This window comes from Aeromicrobium halocynthiae (genome assembly GCF_039531385.1).
Lineage (GTDB): Bacteria > Actinomycetota > Actinomycetes > Propionibacteriales > Nocardioidaceae > Aeromicrobium > Aeromicrobium halocynthiae.
In genome coordinates this window covers 350,661-373,301 of the sequence record NZ_BAAAPY010000001.1, presented here as the reverse complement: position 1 = coordinate 373,301, position 22,641 = coordinate 350,661, and the positions used below count along the sequence as shown (strand labels likewise).

The following is a 22,641-nucleotide window of genomic DNA, read 5'->3' as shown; positions in this document are numbered from 1 at the left end:
CGTGCCCCACGTCGTCACGCAGCCGTGCTGCGGCGATGCGTCCTGCGCCTTCGCCTGCCCGGTGAACTGCATCCACCCGACGCCGGACGAGCCGGACTTCGCGACCGCCGAGATGGTCTACATCGACCCGCAGGCATGCGTCGACTGCGGCGCCTGCGTCCGCGCCTGCCCCGTCGGGGCCATCAAGCCGGCCGAGCGGTTGAGCCCGGACGAGATGGTCTTCGTCGAGCTGAACGCCCTCTTCCACGCCGACTCCGACGTCGGCAACGGTCTGGAGTCGCCCACTCGGCCGCCCCAGGCGCCGGTGCCTCCCGTCGTGCGTCTGCCCGAGCGGGAGCGCCTCGACGTCGCCATCGTGGGTGCCGGGCCCGCTGCGCTGTACGCGGCCGACGAGCTGCTCAAGCAACGTCGCGTCTGCGTCCGCGTGTACGACCGCCTCGCGGCGCCGCACGGACTCGTCCGGTACGGGGTCGCGCCGGACCACCCGCAGACCCGGTCGATCACGGGCCTGTTCCGCCAGATCGAGTCCCAGCCCGGCTTCTCCTACCGGCTCGGCGTCGAGCTCGGCACCGACGTGACCCACGACGAGCTCGTCGAGACCCATGACGCGGTCGTCTACGCCACGGGCGCTCCCCTCGACCGGCGCATCGGCGTACCGGGGGAGGACCTGCCCGGCAACGCGACCGCGACCGACGTCGTCGCCTGGTACAACGGCCACCCCGACCACGTCGAGGCACCGCTCGACCTCTCCGCGGAGAAGATCGTCGTCGTCGGCAACGGGAACGTCGCCCTCGACGTCGCGAGGATCGTGCTGAGCGACGTCGACACCCTGGCCCGGACCGACATCGCCGAGCACGCGCTCGACGCCCTGCGCTCCAGCCAGGTGCGGGAGGTGGAGATCCTCGCGCGCCGCGGACCGGCGGAGGCGGCCTTCACCGTGCCCGAGCTCGTGGGGCTCCTGCACCACGACGACGTCGACGTCGTCGTGCCGCAGCGCGAGCTGCTCGGCGGGGACGACGCCAAGAGTCGCCTGTTGCGCGAGGGCACCGATGGTGAGGCCGCACCCGGTCGTCGACGGATCGTGCTGCGCTTCCTGACAGCGCCGGTCGAGGTCCTGGGCGAGGACGCCGTGACCGGCCTGCGCGTCGTCCGGACGCGGCTCGAGACCGACGCCCTGGGTCAGGTGCGCGCCGTGCCGACCGACGAGCACGACGTCATCACGACCACGACCGTCCTGCGATCGGTCGGCTACCGGTCCGCGCCACTGCCCGGCGTGCCCTTCGACCCGGTGACGCACCGCATCCCGAACGTCGAGGGACGGGTGCTCGCCGAGCCCGGTGGCGACGTCCTGCCGGCCACGTACGTCGTCGGCTGGGCGAAGCGCGGACCGACGGGCTTCATCGGCACCAACAAGGCCTGCTCGCTCGAGACGGTCAACCACCTGCTCACGGACCGGACTGCCGCGTTGCTCGTACCGGCGCCACGTAGACTTGGAGCGTGAGCACCGAAGAGAACAACGTCGTGGGAACCGCCCGAGTCAAGCGTGGAATGGCCGAGATGCTCAAGGGCGGCGTCATCATGGACGTCGTCGACGCCGAGCAGGCCAAGATCGCCGAGGACGCCGGCGCCGTCGCCGTCATGGCCCTCGAGCGCGTGCCTGCCGACATCCGTGCCCAGGGCGGCATCGCCCGCATGAGCGACCCCGACCTCATCGACGGCATCGTCGAGGCCGTCTCCATCCCCGTCATGGCCAAGGCCCGCATCGGACACTTCGCCGAGGCGCAGGTGCTGCAGAGCCTCGGGGTCGACTACATCGACGAGTCCGAGGTCCTGTCCCCGTCGGACTACGCCAACCACATCGACAAGTGGGCGTTCAACGTCCCCTTCGTGTGCGGCGCGACCAACCTCGGCGAGGCGCTGCGCCGGCTCACCGAGGGTGCCGCCTTCATCCGCTCCAAGGGCGAGGCCGGTACCGGCGACGTCTCCAACGCCGTCACCCACATCCGCAAGATCACCGGCGAGATCCGCCGCCTGCAGTCGCTGCGCGACGACGAGCTGTACGTCGCAGCCAAGGAGCTGCAGGCGCCTTACGAGCTGGTGCGTGAGGTCGCCGAGCTCGGCAAGCTGCCCGTCACCCTCTTCACCGCCGGCGGCATCGCGACCCCCGCCGACGCCGCGCTCGTCATGCAGCTCGGCTCCGAGGGTGTGTTCGTCGGGTCCGGCATCTTCAAGTCCGGCAACCCCGCCCAGCGCGCCGAGGCCATCGTCAAGGCCACCACCTTCTACGACGATCCCGACGTCGTCGCCAAGGTCTCCCGCGGTCTCGGCGAGGCGATGGTCGGCATCAACGTCGACGACATCCCCGAGCACCACCGCCTGGAGACGCGCGGCTGGTGACCGACGTGTAGGGCCGCGGTCATCTCGGACTCCTTCCTGCGCGGGCCGCTTCGGGTGGCAAGTCTCTGTGGTCGAGGTCCCGAGAGCGTATGGTGGGTCGTGAGGGGGACCAGCCGCCGATCAGGAAGACGACGAGTCCTCACCCAGGACCCAATCGGGAGGGATGCTCGAGAGGGAGCGACGGCGGTGGACCAGCGGACCCGAGACCGCCCCACCGCCGTCGACTGGGCTGTGAGGAGTGCTGACTAGGCTGGTCCGGTGAGCACCCCCACCGTCGGCGTCCTGGCCCTGCAGGGTGATGTCCGCGAGCACGTCGAGGCCCTCGAGCGGCTCGGCGTCCGGACGCTCAGGGTCCGGCGGGTCGAGGAGCTCGGACGCTGCGACGGCCTCGTGCTCCCCGGCGGGGAGTCCACGACGATGATCAAGCTCGCGTCGGTCTTCGGCATCCGCGACGCACTGCGAGAAGCGATCACGGGCGGTCTGCCGACCTTCGGCACGTGCGCCGGGATGATCCTGCTCGCCGACCGGCTGCGTGACGGCGCCCCCGGGCAGGAGACCCTCGGTGGTCTCGACGCCACCGTGCGGCGCAACGCCTTCGGCCGGCAGGTCGACTCCTTCGAGGCCGACCTCGACTTCCCGATGTTCGAGGACCCGGTGCACGCGGTCTTCATCCGCGCGCCCTGGATCGAGGAGGCGGGCCCGGACGTCGAGGTGCTCGCCTCGGTCGCCGTGGGCGAGGGCGACGGGGCTCCCAGTAGGATCGTTGCGGTCCGGCAGGGTCGGCTGCTCGCGACGTCCTTCCACCCGGAGGTGGACGACGACCTGCGGCTGCACCGGCACTTCCTGGACCTCGTCACCGCCTAGGGAAGGAACCCCATGTCAGGCCACTCCAAGTGGGCGACGACCAAGCACAAGAAGGCCGCGATCGACGCCAAGCGCGGCAAGCTGTTCGCCAAGCTCATCAAGAACATCGAGGTGGCGGCGCGCACCGGCGGCCCCGATCCCGACGGCAACCCCACGCTCTACGACGCGATCCAGAAGGCCAAGAAGTCGTCGGTCCCGAACGACAACATCGACCGGGCGGTCAAGCGCGGCGGAGGCGTCGACGGGGGTGGCGTCGACTACACGACCATCATGTACGAGGGGTACGCCCCCGGCGGCGTCGCGGTCCTCGTGGAGTGCCTCACGGACAACAAGAACCGCGCCGCCATGGAGGTTCGCACCGCCATGTCCCGCAACGGCGGCACGATGGCCGACCCGGGTTCGGTCTCCTACATGTTCAACCGCAAGGGCGTCATCGTCGTCGCGCGCGTCCAGGGTGACGGCGAGACCACCGAGGACGACGTCCTCATGGCCGTCCTCGACGCCGGCGCCGAGGAGGTCAACGACCACGGCGAGACCTTCGAGGTCGTCTGCGAGGCGACCGACCTCGTCGCCGTCCGCACGGCGCTCCAGGAGGCCGGCCTCGACTACGAGTCCGCCGACGCGTCCTTCGTGCCGTCGGTCGAGGTCGAGGTCGACGTCGACGGTGCCCGCAAGGTCCTCAAGCTCATCGACGCGCTCGAGGACTGCGACGACGTCCAGAACGTCTACGCGAACTTCGACGCCACCGACGAGGTCATGGCGGAGGTCTGATCCGCGCGCCCGGCCGCGTGTTGCTGCCGAGGACGGTCGGTGAGGTGCATTACGGTTCGAACATGCGTTCCCCACGTCCCGGCACCCGCGTGCTCGGCGTCGATCCCGGCCTGACCCGCCTCGGCGTCGGCGTCGTCGAAGGATCGGTCGGCCGACCGCTCGCCCTCGTCGAGGTCGACGTGCTGCGCACCCCGGCCGACCTCGACCCCGCCCTGCGGCTCGCACGCCTGGCCGAGGGGATCGAGGAACGGATCGTGCGGCTGCGCCCCGACGCCGTCGCCGTGGAACGGGTCTTCAGCCAGCACAACGTCCGCACCGTGATGGGCACGGCGCAGGCCAGCGGCGTGGCGATGATGCTCGCGGCCCGTCACGGCATCCCCGTGCACCTGCACACGCCGAGTGAGGTCAAGGCCGCCGTCACCGGGAGCGGACGGGCCGACAAGGAACAGGTCACGCAGATGGTCACCCGCGTGCTGCGCCTGAGCGCCGCGCCTCGTCCGGCCGACGCTGCCGACGCCCTCGCTCTGGCCATCTGCCACATCTGGCGCGGGGGAGCGCAGAACCGGCTCGCCGAGGCGATCGCCAAGGCCGGTGCCCGGTGATCGCGCACCTGAGGGGCACGGTGGCCACGGTGAGTCTCAACGCCGTGGTCCTCGACGTCGGCGGGGTCGGACACCTCGTCCTGTGCACTCCCGGCACCATCGCCGGGCTGCGCCGGGGCGCCGAGGCGCAGCTCGCCACGTCCCTCGTGGTCCGTGAGGACTCCCTCACCCTCTACGGGTTCGCCGACGAGGCCGAGCGCGACATGTTCGAGCTCGTCCAGACCGCCTCGGGCGTCGGACCGAAGGTCGCGCAGGCGATGCTCGCGGTCATGGCCCCGGACACGCTGCGCTCGGCCATCGCGGGGGAGGACCACGCGGCGCTCATGGCCGTGCCCGGCATCGGTCGCAAGGGCGCCGAGCGCATCGTCGTCGAGCTGAAGGACCGCGTCGGCCCGATCACGACGAGCGCCAGTGGCACGGTCGCGTCGGCACCGTGGCGCGACCAGGTCCTCGAGGCGCTGCAGGGGCTCGGCTGGTCGGCCAAGGACGCCGGTCGCGCCGTCGAGAACGTCGCCGACGGCCCGGAGGCGGCCGCCGGGGACGTCTCCGGGGTCCTGCGGGCGGCGCTGCGCACGCTGTCCAAGACCTGAGGCAGGCAGGATGGAGCCCATGACCGAGTTCGACCGAGACGACGTCGTCGCCGCCGGTGCGAGCCTCGACGACCGCGAGTTCGAGGCGGCGCTGCGTCCCCGCACGCTGAACGAGCTCATCGGGCAGGACCGCGTGCGCGAGCAGCTCTCGCTCGTGCTCGAGGCTGCCCTGGCGCGCGGCGCCAGTCCCGACCACGTCCTCCTGTCCGGTCCTCCCGGGCTCGGCAAGACGACCCTCGCGATGATCATCGCCCACCAGATCAGTGCCCCGCTGAGGTTGACGAGCGGCCCGGCGATCCAGCACGCCGGCGACCTCGCCGCCATCTTGTCGGGGATCACCGAGGGCGACGTCCTGTTCATCGACGAGATCCACCGGATGTCGCGCCCGGCCGAGGAGCTGCTCTACATGGCGATGGAGGACTTCCGCGTCGACGTCGTCGTCGGCAAGGGTCCCGGCGCCACCGCCATCCCGCTGGAGATCCCGCCGTTCACCGTCGTCGGGGCCACCACGCGCGCGGGTCTGCTGCCGGGTCCGCTGCGTGACCGGTTCGGGTTCACCGCCCAGCTGGACTTCTACGAACCCGCCGAGCTGCACAGCATCGTCGACCGTTCGGCCCGTCTGCTCGACCTGAGGATCACCGACGACGGAGGACGCGAGATCGCCGGGCGGTCCCGCGGCACCCCCCGCATCGCCAACCGGCTGCTGCGGCGCGTCCGCGACTACGCCCAGGTGCGCGGTGACGGCACGGTCGACGAGACCTCCGCGCGAGCGGCCCTGGAGCTCTACGAGGTCGACCCGCTCGGGCTCGATCGGCTCGACCGCGCGGTCCTGCACGCGCTGTGCAGCAGCTTCGGCGGGGGACCGGTGGGCCTGAGCACCCTCGCCGTCGCCGTCGCCGAGGAACGCGAGACCGTCGAGGAGGTCGCCGAGCCCTTCCTCGTCCGCCTCGGCTTCCTGGCGCGGACGCCCCGAGGGCGCGTGGCGACACCGGCGGCGTGGGAGCACCTGGGCCTGCCCGTGCCCGCGACATCGACGACGGGTCAGTTGAGCCTGGACACCGGCGACGTGGAACCATGACCGGGTGCGTCGCCCGTCGACGCTGACGTCATTCCCGAGTCCCCTGGAGTCCCTCCTCGTGTCCGACCCCGTCGTGAGCCTCATCCCGCTCCTGCTGCTGATCGTCATCTTCTACCTGTTGGTCCTGCGCCCGGCGCGCAAGCGCCAGCGCGACTTCCAGCAGACGCAGCAATCCCTCAGCGAGGGTCAGCGGGTGATGCTCGCCAGCGGCATCTACGGGCGACTCGTCGCTCTGAGGGACACCGAGGCCGACCTGGAGATCGCGCCCGGCACTGTCATCACGGTCAACCGGCACGCCGTCGCCTCCGTCGAGGAGCCCGTCGTCGACCCGGGACCGGAGTCGGAGACCCGCTGAACCGGTCGTGGCATGATGACCCGGGGTCGGGCGCTCGTCCGGTCCCTCCGACACCTCGATGCAGGAGCACTCCATGAAGCTGAAGCTCGCCGTGGCCGGCGCCGCGCTGGTCTCGCTCACCCTGACCGCGTGCGGCAGCGACACCGACGCCTACTGCTCCCAGCTGGAGTCCGCGCAGGAGGACTTCGAGACGCTCAACAGCGGTGACACCACCGGCGGTGACCTCGACGAGACCTTCCAGACGCTGCGCGACCTCGCCGATGCCGCCCCGGAGAAGATCTCCGAGGAGTGGTCCCAGCTCGATGACAGCATCGAGCAGGTGCAGACCGCGCTCGAGGAGGCCGGCATCACCTTCGAGGACCTCAGCAACGCGCAGTCCGGGGAGCTCCCCGAGGGTGTCGAGCTCGAGGACCTGCAGGCCCTCGCCGCGGAGTTCCAGCAGATCGGCAGCGAGGAGACCCGGCAGGCCGCCGAGACGATCGAGGAGCACGCCCGCGAGGAGTGCGACGTCGATCTGTCCTGATCGGCTCACCACCCATGAACGACGCAGCCACGCGCGCCATCACCGGTCTCGTCCGGCCCATCGAGGACTGGCCGGAGCCCGGTGTCACCTTCCGTGACATCACGCCCCTGCTCTCCGACCCGGCCGGCTTCGACGCCGTCCTGTCCGCGATGGCGGACGCGGCGCGCGGACTCGGACAGCTCGACGCCGTGCTCGGCGTCGAGTCGCGCGGGTTCGTGCTCGGGGCGCCCATGGCGCGCGAGCTGGCCGTCCCGTTCCTCCCGGTCCGCAAGGAGGGCAAGCTGCCCGCCGAGACGCGGGCCGCGACCTACGACCTCGAGTACGGCACGGCGACCCTGGAGATCCACGTCGACGCCCTCGCGCCGGGCGCACGGGTCGTCGTCGTCGACGACGTCCTCGCCACCGGAGGCACGCTGACCGCGACGCAGTCGCTGGTCGAGGAGGCCGGGGCCACGGTCGTCGGCCACCTCGTCATGATCGAGATCGGCGCCCTCGGTGGCCGAGGCCGGCTCGAGCCCACGCCCCTGACCGCCCTGCACACCTACTGACCTCCGACCGACCGAGGAGCCCCGTGAGCACGAAGACCGTCCGCATCATCGCCATCGTCCTCGTCGCGGCCCTGGTGCTCACCACCGGCGCCTCCATCGTCACCGGTCTGCTGTCCTGACCTAGACTGGAGGTCGGACCAGGAGGCCCTGTGGCAGATCGCGTCGACACCGACCGGACGACGGCGCCTGCCCCGCAACGTCCCGAGGACAAGACGGAGGCAGCGCCGACGTCGGTGCGCGTGCGCAGCCGGCTGGCGCGCATCGGCGGTCGCGGCGCGTTGTCGACCAACCCGGTGCTCGACCCGCTGCTGACGGTCTTCCGCTCGACCCACCCCAAGGGCGACGTCGAGGTCGTCCGACGTGCGTACGAGATCGCCGAGCGCATGCACGATGGTCAGACCCGCACGAGCGGCGACCCCTACATCACCCACCCCCTCGCCGTCGCCACGATCCTGGCCGAGCTCGGCATGACCGCGCCCACCCTGTGCGCCGCGCTGCTGCACGACACCGTCGAGGACACGCCCTACACGCTCGAGGAGCTGCGCGAGGACTTCGGCGAGGAGGTCGTCCAGCTCGTCGACGGCGTCACCAAGCTCGACAAGGTCGCCTACGGCGAGTCCGCCCAGTCCGAGACCATCCGCAAGATGGTCGTCGCGATGAGCCGGGACATCCGGGTCCTGGTCATCAAGCTCGCCGACCGGTTGCACAACATGCGTACTTTGCGCTACCTGCGCCGCGACAAGCAGGAGCGGATCGCGACCGAGACCCTCGAGATCTTCGCCCCCCTGGCACACCGCCTGGGCATGAACACCATCAAGTGGGAGCTCGAGGACCTCGCCTTCGCCACCTTGCACCCCAAGGTCTACGACGAGATCGTCCGACTGGTCGCCGACCGGGCGCCGTCGCGCGGACAGTTCCTGGAGCGGGTGATCGGAGACGTCGAGTCCGACCTGCGGCACGCGAAGGTCAGCGCGACGGTCACCGGACGGCCCAAGCACTACTACTCGATCTACCAGAAGATGCTGGTCCGCGAACGCGAGTTCTCCGACATCTTCGACCTCGTCGGCGTGCGCATCCTCGTCGAGACCGTCGCCGACTGTTACGCCGTCGTGGGGGTCCTGCACGCCCGCTGGAACCCGATCCCGGGACGCTTCAAGGACTACATCAGCGTCCCGAAGTTCAACATGTACCAGTCGCTGCACACGACGGTCATCGGTCCGCAGGGCAAGCCGGTCGAGCTGCAGATCCGCACCCACGCCATGCACCGCCGCGCCGAGTACGGCGTCGCCGCGCACTGGAAGTACAAGCAGGACGCCACCGCGAAGTCCAGCAAGCCGCAGTCCGGCAAGCAGGGCACGGCGCCGAGCAGCGACGACATGCAGTGGCTGCGCGAGCTGATGAACTGGCAGTCCGAGACCGAGGACTCCGTCGACTTCCTCGACACGCTGCGCTTCGAGATGAACAGTGCCGGCGTCTACGCCTACACGCCGCGCGGCGACGTCATCCAGCTGCCCGAGGGTTCGACCCCGGTCGACTTCGCCTACGCCGTGCACACCGAGGTGGGGCACGCGTGCATCGGCGCGCGCGTCAACGGCCGCCTCGTCTCCCTGGAGTCGACGCTGTCCACCGGCGACGTCGTCGAGATCTTCACGTCCAAGTCGCCCGATGCCGGACCGAGCCGCGACTGGCTCGAGTTCGTCGGGAGCCCACGGGCGCGCAACAAGATCAAGCAGTGGTTCACCAAGGAGCGCCGCGAGGAGGCCATCGAGCACGGCCGCGAGCTGATCGCCAAGCAGATGCGCAAGGAGAACCTCCCGCTGCACCGCATCTTCAAGCACGAGGCCCTCGACACGGTCGCCAAGGACCTCAACCTGACCGACGTCTCCGGGCTGTACGCAGCCGTGGGGGAGAACCACGTCGGTGCCCAGAACGTCATCGAGCGCGTCATCGCCCTCGCCGGCGGGCGCGAAGGGGCCGAGGAGGACCTCGCCGAGGGCACCCAGCTGCCGACCGGGCGCACGCGTCGGGCGCGGCCCGATTCCGGGGAGGCCGGCATCGTGGTGGCGGGGCTCGGCGGCGACGTCATGGTCAAGCTGGCGCGCTGCTGCACCCCCGTGCCCGGCGACGACATCGAAGGGTTCGTCACCCGCACCTCCGGCGTCTCCGTGCACCGCGCCGACTGCGTCAACCTGCACTCGCTGCGCTCGGAGCCGGAGCGGCTCGTCGACGTCGAGTGGGCGCCCACGGCGCAGAGCACGTTCCTCGTCGCGATCCAGGTCGAGGCCCTCGACCGCCCACGCCTGCTCAGCGACATCACGCGCATCATCTCCGACCAGCACGTGAACATCCTGTCCGCGTCGCTGAGCACGGGGCGCGACCGCGTCGCGCTGTCGAAGTTCACCTTCGAGATGGCCGATCCGAAGCACCTCGGTCACGTCCTGAGGGCCGTGCGCGGAGTCGAGGGCGTGTTCGACGTCTACCGCGTCACGCAGTAGGGCAACCGCTGCGACCTCAGCTGTAGTCGGCCGCGGCCTTCTTGGCCATCGCCAGGAATGACTCCTGGGACGCGAGCTTGTCCTGCAGCTCGCCGACCTTCTTCGCGTTGCCGGCCGACTCGGCCCTCGACAGCGACTCCTGGGTCTCGTCGATGGCCCGCTGCAGCTTGCCGATCATGTCGTCGGCGCGCGCGGACTTCTCGGGATCGGTCCGCTTCCACTCCTGCTCGCCGGCCGCGCGGACTGCCTGCTCGACGGTGCGCAGACGGCCCTCGAGCTCCTTGATGCGATCGCGAGGGACCTTGCCGGCCGCCTCCCAGCGCTCGGCGATGTCGTTCAGGCCCTTGCGGGCCGCGTCCAGGTCGGTGACGGGCAGCAGCGCCTCGGCCTCGGCGAGCAGCGCCTCCTTGACCACGGCGTTCGCCGCGAACTCCTTGTCCTTCTCGGCGTTGGCCGCCTCCCGGGCGGCGAAGAACACGTCCTGGGCCCCGCGGAACCGCTTCCAGAGCTTGTCCTCGACCTTGCGCGGTGCCGGACCAGCAGCCTTCCAACGATTCATGAGGTCGCGGTAGGCGGTCGACGTCGGACCCCAGTCGGTGGAGGTGGAGAGCGCCTCCGCCTCGGCGATCAGCTTCTCCTTGACCTTCGCGGAGGCCTCGCGCTGGGTGTTCTGCTCGGCGAAGTGGGCCTTGCGTCGCTTGGTGTAGGCGCTGCGTGCCGTGCTGAAGCGGTGCCAGAGCTCGTCGTCGGCCTTCTTGGAGAGCCGCGGGAGCGCCTTCCACTCCTCGAGGAGGTCGCGCAGGGTGTCGGCGCCGGCGCGCCAGTCGTCGCTCTCGGCGATCGACTCCGCCCGGGCGGCGATGCGCTCCTTCTCCTTGGCGGCCTCGGCCTGCTTGGCCTCGCGCTCGCGGCGACGCTGCTCGCGCTGCTGGTCGATCGCGGGCGACAGGGCGTCCAGCCGGGCCTCGAGCGCGCCCAGGTCGCCCAGGGCCGAGGCGTCGGTGACCTCCGCACGCACCTTCGCCAGGGCCTTGGCGGCGTCGTCGGGGGAGAGCGTGCCGCCCTCGAGCCGCTTCTCCAGCAGCTCGACCTCGGTCTGCAGCCCCTGGAAGCGGCGCTCGTAGAACGCGATGCCCTCCTGCGGGTCCCCACTCAGCCACTGGCCGATCAGGCGCTCGGACTCACCGGTGCGGACGTAGACGTTTCCCTCGGCGTCGACGCGACCCCACGGGTGCTCGGCCACAGAACTCATGCCCGACAGTCTAGGTGCACCGACGGGGCGGTATCGCCCGCGAGGTCGGAGCAGGCGCTCGCGTACCCTGACGGGCGTGCTCCTCACGTCCTTCCCGGCCGGCCCGCTCCAGGCCAACTGCTACCTGCTGTCGCGCGGACCCGGCACGGGGTGCGCCGTCGTCGACCCCGGGATGGAGAGCGTCGAGGGTGTGCGGCAGGTCGTCCGCGAGCACGACCTCGACGTCGTCGCGGTGCTGATCACGCACGGCCACTTCGACCACATGTGGTGCGCGCAGGACGTCGCCGCCGAGCACGACGCACCGGTGTGGATCCACCCCGCCGACCGCCACCTCCTGAGCGACCCGATGGCCGCGATCTCCGGCCAGTCCGCGGCGATGCTCCGCGCGCAGCTCGGCATGCACGACGTCCCCGAGTTCACCGAGCCCGCGGACGTCCGCGACGCCGTCGACGGAGCCTCGATCGAGGTCGACGGGCTCACGGTCACCGTCGACCACGTGCCGGGCCACACCCCCGGCACGGTCTTCTACCGCGTCGACTACCCGGGGCCGGAGGACATCTCCCAGGTCATGTTCTCCGGTGACTTCCTCTTCGCCGGCTCCATCGGCCGCACCGACCTCGCCGGCGGCTCGCACGAGGAGATGTTGCGGAGCCTGCGCGAGCGTGTCCTCCCGCTGGCCGACGACGTCGCGGTGCTGCCCGGTCACGGGCCGCAGACGTCGATCGGTCGCGAGCGGGCCACCAACCCCTTCCTCGCGGAGCTCGGCGCATGAGCAGGCTCTCCGGCTTCCCCGAGTGGCTCCCCGCGCAGCGCGCCGTGGAGCAGCGGGTGATCGACCTGCTGCGGGAGACGTTCGAGCTGCACGGGTTCGCCGGCCTCGAGACCAGGGCCGTCGAACCCGTCGAGCAGCTGCTGCGCAAGGGCGAGATCGACAAGGAGGTCTACGCCGTGCGGCGCCTGCACGCCGACGACGACGCGGCCGACTCACTCGCCCTGCACTTCGACCTCACCGTCCCGTTCGCGCGCTACGTCGTCGAGAACGCCAACGACCTCGAGTTCCCCTTCCGCCGCTACCAGATCCAGAAGGTCTGGCGCGGGGAGCGTCCTCAGCAGGGCCGCTTCCGCGAGTTCACCCAGGCCGACATCGACGTCGTGGCCCGAGACGTCCTGCCGTTCCACTTCGACGTGGAGGTGGCTCGCGTGATGGCCGAGGCGCTGTCGCGGCTCCCGGTACCGCGCCTGCGACTGCAGGTCAGCAACCGCAAGGTGCTCGAAGGCTTCTACCGCGGTCTCGGCGTCGCCGAGCCGACGGCCGTCATGCAGGCCGTCGACAAGCTCGACAAGCTGCCCCAGGACGCGGTCCGCTCACTGTTGCTGCAGGCCGGGCTCGACGAACGCCAGGCCGACGCCTGCCTCGCCCTGTCCGCGATCAGCACCTCGGACTCCTCCTTCGCCGAGCAGGTCACCGCGCTCGGGGTCGAGCACGAGCTGCTCGCCGAGGGCCTGGCGGAGCTGGTCCGCGTGATCGACGGCTGCGCCGGCATCGAAGGCGTCGACGTCGTGGTCGACCTGCGCATCGCCCGCGGCCTCGACTACTACACCGGCACCGTGTTCGAGACCCGCATGGCCGGCTACGAGCACCTCGGCTCGGTCTGCTCCGGCGGGCGCTACGACGAGCTCGCCCGCGACAACCGGAACACCTACCCGGGCGTCGGGATCTCGCTGGGCGTCTCGCGCATCCTGTCGCCGTTGTTCGCCGACGGGCTCGTCGCGGACCGCTCGGTCCCGTCCGTCGTGCTCGTCGCCGTCCACGACGAGGCCGAGCGTGCCGCCAGCGACGCGCTGGCCACGGCGCTGCGCTCGCGCGGCATCGCCACGGAGGTCGCGCCGGCCGCCCAACGCCTCGGCAAGCAGATCCGTCACGCCGAGCGCCGCGGCATCCCCTACGTCCTCTTCCCCGGCGACGCCGTCCAGGTCAAGGACCTGCGCACGGGGGACCAGGTCGACGTCGATCCCACCACCTGGACGCCGGCGCCGGACGACCTCCGCGCCGGCATCGTCCGCCCCACCCCCGCACCCCCCGAGGAGACCACCCCGTGATCCGCACCCACGACGCAGGAACCCTGAGCGCCGACAGCATCGGTGAGCAGGTGACGCTCGCCGGCTGGGTCGCGCGCCGGCGCGACCACGGGGGAGTGGCCTTCATCGACCTGCGCGAGTCCAGCGGGGTCGTGCAGGTGGTGATCCGCGAGGAGGTCGCGCACCAGCTGCGCGCCGAGTACTGCCTCAAGGTCACCGGCACGGTCCGTGCCCGCCCCGACGGCAACGAGAACGACGCCATCCCCACCGGCCGCATCGAGGTCGTCGCCGACGACGTCGAGGTGCTGAGCGCCTCGGCACCCCTGCCGTTCCCGATCGACGACGCCTCCGCGGCCTCCGCCGGCGTCGTGGGGGAGGAAGCCCGGTTGCGCCACCGCTACCTCGACCTGCGACGCAGCGGTCCCGCACGCGCCCTGCGCCTGCGCAGCCAGGTCAACGCCGCCGCCCGCTCGGTGCTCGAGAAGCACCGCTTCGTCGAGGTCGAGACCCCGACGCTGACCCGCTCCACCCCCGAGGGTGCCCGCGACTTCCTCGTGCCCGCACGGCTGCGACCCGGCAGCTGGTACGCGCTCCCGCAGAGCCCGCAGCTGTTCAAGCAGCTGCTCATGGTCGCCGGCACCGAGCGGTACTACCAGATCGCCCGCTGCTACCGCGACGAGGACTTCCGCGCCGACCGGCAGCCCGAGTTCACCCAGCTCGACCTGGAGATGAGCTTCGTCGACGCCGACGACGTCATGGCGCTGGCCGAGGAGATCTACGCCGAGCTGTGGCGACTGATCGACGTCGACCTGCCGCGGCCGTTCCCACGGATCAGCTACGCCGACGCGATGGCGCGCTACGGCTCCGACAAGCCCGACCTCCGCCTGGACCTCGAGCTCGTCGAGCTGACCGACTACTTCGCCGACACGCCCTTCCGCGTCTTCCAGGCGCCCTACGTCGGCGCCGTGGTGCACCCGGGCGGCGCGTCGCAGCCGCGTCGCACGCTCGACGCCTGGCAGGACTGGGCCAAGCAGCGCGGCGCGCGCGGCCTGGCCTACGTGCTCGTGCAGGAGGACGGCACGCTCGCCGGACCCGTGGCCAAGAACCTCTCGGAGTCCGAGCGCGAGGGCCTCGTCGCGGCCGTCGGCGCCGCACCCGGCGACGCGGTCTACTTCTCGGCCGGTCCGGTCAAGTCCTCGCGCCAGCTCCTCGGTGCCGCACGCCTGGAGATCGGCCGGCGCGAGGGGCTGATCGACGAGTCCGCCTGGGCGTTCTGCTGGGTCGTCGACTGGCCCATGTTCGAGGCGGTCGACGAGCTCGACTCCGGCGACGTCGCCGTCGGTGGCGGCGAGTGGACGGCGGTTCACCACGCCTTCACCGCGCCGCGCGACCCGGCCGACCTGACCGACCCCGGCAGCTCGATCGCCCAGGCGTACGACATCGTCTGCAACGGCAACGAGATCGGCGGTGGCTCCATCCGCATCCACCGCGAGGACGTGCAGAAGAAGGTCTTCGCGATCATGGGGATCGACGAGGACGAGGCGCAGGAGAAGTTCGGCTTCCTGCTCGACGCGTTCCGCTTCGGTGCCCCGCCGCACGGCGGCATCGCCTTCGGGTGGGACCGCACGGTCGCGCTCCTGGCCGGCGTCGACTCGATCCGCGAGGTCATCGCCTTCCCGAAGTCCGGCGGCGGCTACGACCCGCTGACCGCCGCCCCCGCGCCCATCACCGCCGAGCAGCGGGCCGAGGCCGGCGTGGACGCCGACCCGGAGGACGACGAGGACGGGAGCGTCTGAGGTCGGTCCCGTCGGCTCGGGCGACTACGCTGCCCGCATGAGCGACGGACTGTTCGACCTGCCCGAACAGGGCCCGTCCGCCGGGGGCGGCGGCTCGGGCAGCCTGGCCGGGAACACCCACGCCTCGGCCCCGCTGGCGGTGCGGATGCGTCCTCGCTCGCTCGACGAGCTCGTCGGTCAGCAGCACCTGCTCGTCCCCGGCTCTCCGCTGCGCCGCATGATCGACGACGACCAGCCGCTCACCATCGTCCTGTGGGGGCCGCCCGGCACCGGCAAGACCACCATCGCGTCGCTCATCAGCGCCCACACCAACCGCCGGTTCGTCGAGATCTCCGCGGTCTCCGCCGGCGTCAAGGAGGTGCGCGACGTCATCGCCGGAGCGCGGCGGGCGCTCGGCAACGGCACCGAGACGGTGCTCTTCGTCGACGAGGTGCACCGCTTCAGCAAGGCGCAGCAGGACGCGCTGCTGCCGGGCGTGGAGAACCGGTGGGTCTCCCTCGTGGCCGCCACCACCGAGAACCCGCACTTCAGCATCATCGCGCCGCTGTTGAGCCGCTCCCTCATGCTCACCCTGCAGTCGTTGTCGACCGAGGACGTCGAGACGATGGTGGAGCGCGCCCTCGAGGACGAGCGCGGCCTGGCCGGACGGGTCACGCTGAGTGACGACGCTCGCGCTCACCTCGTCCGGCTCGCGGGCGGCGACGGCCGCCGCGTGCTGACCTACCTGGAGGCGGCGGCCGGGGCGACGACCTCCCAGGGACGCACCGAGGTCACGGAGGCCGACGCCGCCCTCGCGGTCGACCGGGCGGCGGTCCGGTACGACCGGCAGGGCGACCAGCACTACGACGTCACGAGCGCGTTCATCAAGAGCATCCGCGGGTCCGACGTGGACGCCGCCCTGCACTACCTCGCGCGCATGGTCGAGGCCGGCGAGGACCCGCGCTTCATCGCCCGCCGGCTCATGATCCACGCCAGCGAGGACGTCGGCATGGCCGATCCCACGGCCCTCGTCGTCGCGACGGCCACCGCCCAGGCGGTCGCCATGATCGGGTTCCCCGAGGCGCGCATCCCCTTGGCGCAGGCGGTCATCCACCTCGCCACCGCGCCGAAGTCGAACGCCGTCGTCTCGGCGATCAACGCCGCCGAGGGCGACGTCCGAGCCGGTCGCGTCGGTGCGGTGCCGCCGGCCCTGCGCGACGCGCACTACAGCGGTGCCAAGAGTCTGGGCCACGGGCACCACTACCGCTACGCCCACGACGACCCGCGCGGCGTGGTGACCCAGCAGTACGCGCCGGACGACGTCGACGGTCGCGACTACTACGAGCCGGGACCGCACGGGGCGGAGGCGCAGATCGCGGAGCGCCTCGAACGCATCCGTCGCATCCTGCGCGACCGGTGAGGCATCGGCGTGACCACCAACGAGTAACCTCGTCCCCATGCCTGCCGACATGGTCGTCCTCGTCGCCACTGCCGTGCTGGCGTGCGTCGCGGTGGTCGCGGCCCTCGTCGCCCTGCGCGCCGCGCGCCAGGTCGCGCGCCACCAGCACGCTGACGCGCCCTCGCCGGCCGAACCGGCGACTCCCGCCGCCGTCGCGGTACGGGACCCCGAGCCCCAGCAGGCCCCGCGGGAGGTGCGCGTCGTCGAGGGTCGGGTGATCGTGCCGCCGAGTCGCGAGGAGGTCGTCTCCACCGCGCTGAGCCGGCCCCAGGTCCGGCTCGCGGTGCTGCTGCACGGGGTGGCCCGAGCGTTGCGACCGGAGAGCCGCGACCGCATCGGCGCCCTCGTGCGCCGCGAGTACCGCGACCGTCGACGTCACCGGCTCCGCTCCGGACGACGCGCCGCCCGGGCGGCCCACCTGGCGGTGGACCCGACCCCGCCCTCCGCGCACTGGCTCGGCGAGGCCGACGGCAGGGCCGAGGACCGGGCGATCGGCGCATGAACGGCCGCTTCGTCTGGTTCGTCGCCGGCTCCGCCGCCGGCGTCTACGCCTCGGTCAAGGCGCGCCGCGCGGCCTACCGCATGTCGATGCCCGGTCTCATCGACCAGGCGGCTGCCCTCGGCGAGGGCGTCCGTGCGTTCAACGCCGAGGTCCGCCACGGCATGGCCGAGCGCACCGCCGAGATCGAGCAGGAGCTGACCCGCCCGACCACCACCGTCCACCCCCTCTCGATCCCGGAGGACCACCGACCATGAAGACCGCGGAGATCCGCCGTCGCTTCCTCGAGCACTTCGAGCGGGCCGGGCACACCGTCGTGCCCTCGGCGCCGCTGCTGTTCGACGACCCCAACCTCCTGTTCGTCAACGCCGGGATGGTGCCGTTCAAGCCGTACTTCCTGCAGCAGGAGACGCCGCCCTTCGACCGTGCCACGAGCGTGCAGAAGTGCGTGCGGACCCTCGACATCGAGGAGGTCGGCAAGACCACCCGCCACGGGACGTTCTTCCAGATGAACGGCAACTTCTCCTTCGGCGACTACTTCAAGGCCGGGGCGATCGAGCACGCGTGGGGACTCATCACCGGTGACGTCTCCGCCGGTGGGCTCGGCATCGCCGCCGACGACATCTGGGTCACCGTCCTCGACGGTGACGACGAGGCGCGCGGGTTGTGGCGCGAGATCGCCGGTCTGCCCGACGAGCGGATCCAGGCCCGAGGCCTGCTCGACAACTACTGGCACATGGGGGTGCCCGGCCCCGGTGGGCCGTGCAGCGAGATCTACGTCGACCGCGGCGCCGCCTACGGACCCGACGGCGGCCCGGTGGTCGACGAGGACCGCTTCCTGGAGATCTGGAACCTGGTGTTCATGCAGGAGGAGATCACCAACGTCAGCGCCAAGGACGTCTTCGACGTCGTCGGGCCGTTGCCGAGCCAGAACATCGACACCGGCATGGGACTCGAGCGCGTCGCCTACCTGCTGCAGGGCAAGGAGAACCTCTACGAGATCGACGAGGTCTACCCGGTCATCGAGCGGGCCAGCGAGCTGACCGGTCGCCGCTACGGTGCCGAGCCGGGCGACGACGTCCGCTTCCGCGTGGTCGCCGACCACGTCCGCAGCGGGCTGATGCTGATGGGCGACGGTGTCACCCCGGGCAACGAGGCTCGCGGGTACGTCCTGCGGCGACTGCTGCGCCGCGCCGTGCGCTCGATGCGCCTGCTCGGCTTCGAGGATCCCGCGCTGCCGCAGCTCCTGCCGGTCAGCAAGGACCTCATGCGGCAGTCCTACCCGGAGCTGGAGGCCGACTTCGCGCGGATCGAGCAGGTCGCGTACGCCGAGGAGGACGCCTTCCGGCAGACCCTGGGCAAGGGCACGCAGATCTTCGACCTCGCCGCGCAGGAGACGAAGGCCGCCGGCGGTTCGGTCCTCGGCGGTGACCGCGCCTTCCAGCTCCACGACACCTACGGCTTCCCGATCGACCTGACGCTGGAGATGGCGCAGGAGCAGGGGCTCGAGGTCGACGCCGACGGCTTCCGCGCGCTCATGGCCGAGCAGCGGGCCCGGGCCAAGGCCGACGCGAAGGCCAAGAAGGGCGTCCACGCCGACACGGGTGCCTACCGGGCGGCGTTCGACCGGTTCGGGCCCACCGACTGGCAGGCGTACACGACGCTGTCGACCGAGTCGCGCGTCCTCGCAGTCCTCGGTGGTGGGGAGTCGGTCCCCGCCCTCTCCGAGGGCGCCGTGGGAGAGGTCGTGCTCGACCGGACCCCCTTCTACGCCGAGTCCGGCGGCCAGAACGCCGACGCCGGTCACCTGACGTGGGACGGTGGCGCCGCAGAGGTACTCGACGTCCAGCGCCCGATCAAGGGACTGGTCGTGCACCAGGTCCGCGTCACGGCCGGCGAGCTCACGATCGACACGCAGCTGTCGGCCGACGTCGATCCCGAGTGGCGCCGCGGTGCCCGACAGGCGCACTCGGGCACCCACGTGGTGCACGCCGCGCTGCGCGAGGTGCTGGGCCCCACGGCTCTGCAGTCCGGCTCCTACAACCGTCCCGGCTACCTACGGCTCGACTTCGGCTGGAACGGGGGGCTCGACCCCGAGCAGCTGCACGACGTCGAGGTCGTGTCCAACCGAGCGTTGCGCGAGGACCTCCCGGTCAGCGCCCAGTACATGACGTTGCCCGAGGCCAAGAAGTGGGGAGCGCTGGCACTGTTCGGCGAGACGTACGGCGAGCAGGTCCGCGTCGTCGAGATCGGTGGCCCCTGGTCGCGCGAGCTCTGCGGCGGCACCCACGTCGAGCGTTCCAGCCAGATCGGCACCGTCGTCCTGACGTCCGACTCCTCCGTCGGGGCAGGCAACCGGCGGATCGAGGCCGTCGTCGGACTCGAGGGCTTCGAGTACCTGGCCCGCGAGCGCGACATCGTCCACCAGGTCGGGAGCCTGCTCAAGGCCACCCCGACCGACGTGCCCGCGCAGGTCCAGAAGCTCCTCGACCGGCTCAAGTCCACCGAGAAGGAGCTGGAGCGGCTCAAGAGCGCGCAGCTGCTCGGAGCGGCCGCCGACATCGCCGGTTCGGCAGAGGACCTCGACGGCATCGCGTTCGTCGGACACCGTGCCCAGGGCGCCGCCGGTGGTGACGTCCGCACGCTCGCCCTCGACGTGAGGGGTCGGCTCCAGGGGCGTCCGGCCGTGGTCGTCGTGATCGGCGACGGCGGGGGTCGCCCCAGCGTCGTGGTCGCGGTCAACGACGCCGCTCGGGACCGCGGGATCGCCGCGAACGACCTCATCGGGGTCGTCGGCGGTCCGATCGGCGGACGCGGCGGCGGCAAGCCCGACGTCGCCCAGGGAGGCGGCTCGGACGTCGCCGGGATCGACGCCGCCCTCGCCCAGGCCCGTCAGGCGGTCACCGAGGCGGCGCGGTGACGATCCGCCGCGGACGTCGGCTCGGCGTCGACGTGGGCTCGGTCCGTGTCGGCGTCGCGGTCTGCGACCCCGACGGGCTCGTCGCCACTCCGCTGGAGACGGTGCCCGCCGATGACGGCGTCTTCGCGCGAATCGCCGAGCTGGCGGTCGAGGTCGACGCGATCGAGATCGTCGTCGGTCTCCCGGTCTCGCTGAACGGGCGTGAGAGCCACGCCGCCAAGGCCGCCCGCGCGTTCGCGGCGCAGCTGAAGGAGCACGTCGGGACGGTCCTGGTTCGCCTCCACGACGAGCGGATGTCTACGATGTCCGCGGACAGTCTGCTCCGCTCGGGTGGGCGCTCCGGCCGCTCGAGGCGCGAGGTGATCGACCAGGCAGCCGCCACGGTGATCCTCCAGGACGCCCTCGACGTCGAACGGACCAGGGGCACACCACCAGGCGAGACGATCTGAGGACCCATGAGCGACAGCGGGCTTGACCTGATGACCGACCCCGACGGCCCCCGACGACCCGGGCACCGTCGCGCGGAGCGCAAGCGCCGCCGCGGCCGGGGTGCCGTTGCGTTGGTGCTCGGGCTCGCGCTCGTCGCCGGCATCGCCGTGGCCGGCATGTGGGGCGTCCGTGAGATCGACGGGTTCCTCAACGGTCCGGAGGACTACGAGGGGCAGGGCTCCGGCGAGGTCGTCGTCGAGATCGTCAACGGCGCGAACGGTCAGCAGATCGCCGAGGTGCTCGCCGAGAACGACGTGGTCGCCAGTGCGGAGGCGTTCTACCGCCTCGCCCTGACCGACGAGCGCATCAACCTCGTCCAGCCGGGTTTCTACCAGCTCCGCCTGCAGATGTCCGCCGAGTGGGCCCTTCGCGAGCTGTCGGACCGGGCCAACCGGGTCGAAGGGCGCGTGCTGATCCCCGAGGGGGCACGTGTCTCTCAGGTCCCCGAGCTCGTGGCCACCGGGTCGGACATCCCCGCCGAGGACGTCGAGGCCGAGCTCGAGGACGCCTCCGAGCTGGGCCTGCCCGAGGCGGCCGGCGGTGACCCCGAGGGCTACCTCTTCCCGGCGACCTACACCGTGCCCCCCGGCACGTCGGCACGCGAGCTGCTGCGCCAGATGGTGGCGCGAGGGCTCGAGGTCGAGCAGGAGCTGGAGATCGGGAGCAAGTCCGAGGCGCTGGGCTACACCACCGCGGAGATCCTCACGATCGCCAGCATCCTCGAGTACGAGGTCGCCGACGACGACTTCGCCCGCGCTGCGCGCGTCATCTACAACCGTCTCGACGTCGGGGAGGCGCTGCGGATGGACTCGACCGTCCACTACATCAGCGGTCGCGCCGGCGACGTCTTCACGACCGAGGAGGAGCGGGCGAGCGACTCGCCCTACAACACCTACCGGTACCCGGGCCTGCCGCCGGGACCGATCGGATCGCCCGGTGCGGCGGCCATCGAGGCCGCGCTGAACCCGGAGGAGGGTGACTGGATGTACTTCGTCGCCGATCCGCAGACCGGCGAGACGACCTTCACGAACACCTACGCCGAGCACCAGGCGGCGTGCCGGGAGGCCGGCTTCTCGTGCTGAGGCGCTGCGGCGTCGTCGGACACCCGGTCGCACACTCGTTGTCGCCGGCGATGCACCGCGCCGCCTACGTGCACCTCGGGCTGGACTGGACGTACGACGCCGTCGACGTCGCGCCCGGGGCGCTCCACGCGCATGTGCGCGGACTCGACGACACGTGGCGCGCGCTGTCGGTGACGGCCCCGCACAAGCGCGACGCCCTCGCCCTGGCGGAGTCCGCCGACGACGTCGCCACCCTCGTGGGCGGAGCCAACACGCTGCTGCTCGACGGCTCGGTCCGCGCGGCCAACACCGACGTCCCTGGTGCGGTCGCGGCACTGCGGGAACGGGGGATCGGCGAGCTCGGGACGGTCAGGGTGCTCGGCGCCGGCGCCACGGCGGCCTCGCTGGCGGTGGCGGTCCGCGAGCTCGGGGCCGAACGGCTCGAGCTCGTCGTCCGCGACGCGGACAGGGCGCGCGAGACCGTCGGCGTCGCCGAACAGGTCGGACTACGGGTCGGCGTGCACGGCTTCGGTGACGCCGAGGGGCCGGGGGAGACCGACCTGCTCGTCTCGACCATCCCCGGCGCCGGCCTCGTCGACGGACTCGGCGCCGACCCCGGGTCCTGGTTGGACGGCGCGCTCGCCGTCTTCGACGTCGTGTACGACCCGTGGCCCACGCGGGTGACCAGCGCCGCGGTCGCTGCCGGGCTGCCCACGGTCACGGGTCTGGACCTGCTCGCCCACCAGGCTGCCGAGCAGGTGCGACTGATGGTCGACGGCGACGTCTCGGCCGTCGTCCTGCGGGACGCCGCGCTCGAGGAGCTCGGGCGTCGCCTGGGGACCGCCGCTCGCGACCGCTCCACGGCGTGACCTAGCCTGTCGGCC

General features: G+C 71.6%; 22 protein-coding genes. 21 read left to right on the top strand and 1 reads right to left on the bottom strand.

All coding sequences use genetic code 11. The features are described 5' to 3' along the window. Position 1: 1 nt before the first annotated feature. The 11 genes from ABD213_RS01795 (at position 2) to ABD213_RS01745 (ending at position 10,223) form a co-directional block, all read left to right on the top strand. Entirely contained in the window at positions 2-1,501 is a 1,500-nt protein-coding gene (locus tag ABD213_RS01795) for an FAD-dependent oxidoreductase (protein ID WP_344323585.1), read from the top strand. Further along, positions 1,498-2,397, top strand: coding sequence for a pyridoxal 5'-phosphate synthase lyase subunit PdxS (gene pdxS / locus ABD213_RS01790; protein ID WP_344323582.1), 900 nt, complete (start codon positions 1,498-1,500; stop codon positions 2,395-2,397). The genes ABD213_RS01795 and pdxS overlap by 4 nt, the downstream gene beginning before the upstream one ends. Before the next feature lie 258 nt (positions 2,398-2,655). After that, positions 2,656-3,261 carry a pyridoxal 5'-phosphate synthase glutaminase subunit PdxT gene (pdxT, locus tag ABD213_RS01785; protein ID WP_344323580.1) on the top strand — a complete coding sequence of 202 codons (606 nt, stop codon included), beginning with the start codon at positions 2,656-2,658 and terminating at the stop codon, positions 3,259-3,261. A 12-nt stretch (positions 3,262-3,273) separates the two neighbouring features. Next, a complete protein-coding gene (locus tag ABD213_RS01780) occupies positions 3,274-4,032 on the top strand; it encodes a YebC/PmpR family DNA-binding transcriptional regulator (RefSeq protein WP_344323577.1) in 759 nt (252 codons plus the stop codon). 62 nt (positions 4,033-4,094) lie between these two features. Continuing rightward, positions 4,095-4,634 (top strand): crossover junction endodeoxyribonuclease RuvC, encoded by a 540-nt coding sequence (gene ruvC / locus ABD213_RS01775; RefSeq protein WP_344323575.1) that lies wholly within the window; start codon positions 4,095-4,097, stop codon positions 4,632-4,634. Beyond that, positions 4,631-5,224, top strand: a complete 594-nt coding sequence (gene ruvA / locus ABD213_RS01770) for a Holliday junction branch migration protein RuvA (protein WP_344323572.1) — start codon at positions 4,631-4,633, stop codon at positions 5,222-5,224. The genes ruvC and ruvA overlap by 4 nt, the downstream gene beginning before the upstream one ends. A 19-nt stretch (positions 5,225-5,243) precedes the next feature. Continuing rightward, on the top strand, positions 5,244-6,302 hold the full coding sequence (gene ruvB, locus ABD213_RS01765) for a Holliday junction branch migration DNA helicase RuvB (protein WP_344323571.1): 1,059 nt from the start codon (positions 5,244-5,246) through the stop codon (positions 6,300-6,302). 4 nt (positions 6,303-6,306) lie between these two features. Next, complete coding sequence (gene yajC / locus ABD213_RS01760; RefSeq protein WP_344323570.1) at positions 6,307-6,657, top strand: preprotein translocase subunit YajC; 351 nt, start codon at positions 6,307-6,309, stop codon at positions 6,655-6,657. A gap of 73 nt (positions 6,658-6,730) precedes the next feature. Continuing rightward, complete coding sequence (locus ABD213_RS01755; RefSeq protein ID WP_344323568.1) at positions 6,731-7,180, top strand: hypothetical protein; 450 nt, start codon at positions 6,731-6,733, stop codon at positions 7,178-7,180. Positions 7,181-7,194: 14 nt separating this feature from the next. Continuing rightward, positions 7,195-7,728 (top strand): adenine phosphoribosyltransferase, encoded by a 534-nt coding sequence (locus ABD213_RS01750; protein ID WP_344323566.1) that lies wholly within the window; start codon positions 7,195-7,197, stop codon positions 7,726-7,728. 125 nt (positions 7,729-7,853) lie between these two features. Next, positions 7,854-10,223 carry a RelA/SpoT family protein gene (locus tag ABD213_RS01745; protein WP_425546016.1) on the top strand — a complete coding sequence of 790 codons (2,370 nt, stop codon included), beginning with the start codon at positions 7,854-7,856 and terminating at the stop codon, positions 10,221-10,223. A gap of 16 nt (positions 10,224-10,239) precedes the next feature. Here ABD213_RS01745 and ABD213_RS01740 read toward each other — a convergent pair whose 3' ends face one another. Continuing rightward, on the bottom strand, positions 10,240-11,475 hold the full coding sequence (locus ABD213_RS01740) for a DUF349 domain-containing protein (RefSeq protein ID WP_344323564.1): 1,236 nt from the start codon (positions 11,473-11,475) through the stop codon (positions 10,240-10,242). A gap of 76 nt (positions 11,476-11,551) precedes the next feature. Between ABD213_RS01740 and ABD213_RS01735 the strand changes: the two genes are divergently transcribed. From ABD213_RS01735 to ABD213_RS01690, 10 genes are read left to right on the top strand one after another with little or no spacing between them, the layout of a single operon-like run. After that, positions 11,552-12,247: an MBL fold metallo-hydrolase gene (locus ABD213_RS01735; RefSeq protein ID WP_344323561.1), complete on the top strand. Its 696-nt coding sequence runs from the start codon at positions 11,552-11,554 to the stop codon at positions 12,245-12,247. Continuing rightward, positions 12,244-13,575: a histidine--tRNA ligase gene (hisS, locus tag ABD213_RS01730; RefSeq protein WP_344323559.1), complete on the top strand. Its 1,332-nt coding sequence runs from the start codon at positions 12,244-12,246 to the stop codon at positions 13,573-13,575. Before ABD213_RS01735 ends, hisS begins: the two co-directional genes overlap by 4 nt. Further along, a complete protein-coding gene (gene aspS, locus ABD213_RS01725; RefSeq protein WP_344323557.1) occupies positions 13,572-15,350 on the top strand; it encodes an aspartate--tRNA ligase in 1,779 nt (592 codons plus the stop codon). Before hisS ends, aspS begins: the two co-directional genes overlap by 4 nt. Positions 15,351-15,387: 37 nt before the next feature. Further along, entirely contained in the window at positions 15,388-16,749 is a 1,362-nt protein-coding gene (locus tag ABD213_RS01720) for a replication-associated recombination protein A (protein ID WP_344323555.1), read from the top strand. A 37-nt stretch (positions 16,750-16,786) separates the two neighbouring features. Continuing rightward, positions 16,787-17,290 (top strand): hypothetical protein, encoded by a 504-nt coding sequence (locus ABD213_RS01715; protein WP_344323553.1) that lies wholly within the window; start codon positions 16,787-16,789, stop codon positions 17,288-17,290. Then, positions 17,287-17,544, top strand: a complete 258-nt coding sequence (locus ABD213_RS01710; protein WP_344323551.1) for a DUF6167 family protein — start codon at positions 17,287-17,289, stop codon at positions 17,542-17,544. Before ABD213_RS01715 ends, ABD213_RS01710 begins: the two co-directional genes overlap by 4 nt. Further along, positions 17,541-20,207: an alanine--tRNA ligase gene (alaS, locus tag ABD213_RS01705; RefSeq protein WP_344323549.1), complete on the top strand. Its 2,667-nt coding sequence runs from the start codon at positions 17,541-17,543 to the stop codon at positions 20,205-20,207. Before ABD213_RS01710 ends, alaS begins: the two co-directional genes overlap by 4 nt. Beyond that, the gene (gene ruvX, locus ABD213_RS01700) at positions 20,204-20,656 is read left to right on the top strand and encodes a Holliday junction resolvase RuvX (RefSeq protein WP_344323546.1); all 453 of its coding nucleotides are present in this window, start codon (positions 20,204-20,206) and stop codon (positions 20,654-20,656) included. The genes alaS and ruvX overlap by 4 nt, the downstream gene beginning before the upstream one ends. Positions 20,657-20,662: 6 nt before the next feature. Then, positions 20,663-21,778: an endolytic transglycosylase MltG gene (gene mltG / locus ABD213_RS01695; RefSeq protein ID WP_344323544.1), complete on the top strand. Its 1,116-nt coding sequence runs from the start codon at positions 20,663-20,665 to the stop codon at positions 21,776-21,778. Further along, positions 21,751-22,626, top strand: coding sequence for a shikimate dehydrogenase family protein (locus ABD213_RS01690; RefSeq protein ID WP_344323542.1), 876 nt, complete (start codon positions 21,751-21,753; stop codon positions 22,624-22,626). The genes mltG and ABD213_RS01690 overlap by 28 nt, the downstream gene beginning before the upstream one ends. Positions 22,627-22,641 lie beyond the last annotated feature (15 nt).

Coding starts and splice junctions, on each gene's coding strand:
- ABD213_RS01780 (WP_344323577.1), top strand. CDS start 3,274: ATGTCAGGCCACTCCAAGTGGGCGACGACCAAGCACAAGAAGGCCGCG.
- ruvC (WP_344323575.1), top strand. CDS start 4,095: ATGCGTTCCCCACGTCCCGGCACCCGCGTGCTCGGCGTCGATCCCGGC.
- ruvB (WP_344323571.1), top strand. CDS start 5,244: ATGACCGAGTTCGACCGAGACGACGTCGTCGCCGCCGGTGCGAGCCTC.
- ABD213_RS01755 (WP_344323568.1), top strand. CDS start 6,731: ATGAAGCTGAAGCTCGCCGTGGCCGGCGCCGCGCTGGTCTCGCTCACC.
- ABD213_RS01750 (WP_344323566.1), top strand. CDS start 7,195: ATGAACGACGCAGCCACGCGCGCCATCACCGGTCTCGTCCGGCCCATC.
- ABD213_RS01740 (WP_344323564.1), bottom strand. CDS start 11,475: ATGAGTTCTGTGGCCGAGCACCCGTGGGGTCGCGTCGACGCCGAGGGA.
- hisS (WP_344323559.1), top strand. CDS start 12,244: ATGAGCAGGCTCTCCGGCTTCCCCGAGTGGCTCCCCGCGCAGCGCGCC.
- ABD213_RS01720 (WP_344323555.1), top strand. CDS start 15,388: ATGAGCGACGGACTGTTCGACCTGCCCGAACAGGGCCCGTCCGCCGGG.
- ABD213_RS01715 (WP_344323553.1), top strand. CDS start 16,787: ATGCCTGCCGACATGGTCGTCCTCGTCGCCACTGCCGTGCTGGCGTGC.
- ABD213_RS01710 (WP_344323551.1), top strand. CDS start 17,287: ATGAACGGCCGCTTCGTCTGGTTCGTCGCCGGCTCCGCCGCCGGCGTC.
- alaS (WP_344323549.1), top strand. CDS start 17,541: ATGAAGACCGCGGAGATCCGCCGTCGCTTCCTCGAGCACTTCGAGCGG.
- mltG (WP_344323544.1), top strand. CDS start 20,663: ATGAGCGACAGCGGGCTTGACCTGATGACCGACCCCGACGGCCCCCGA.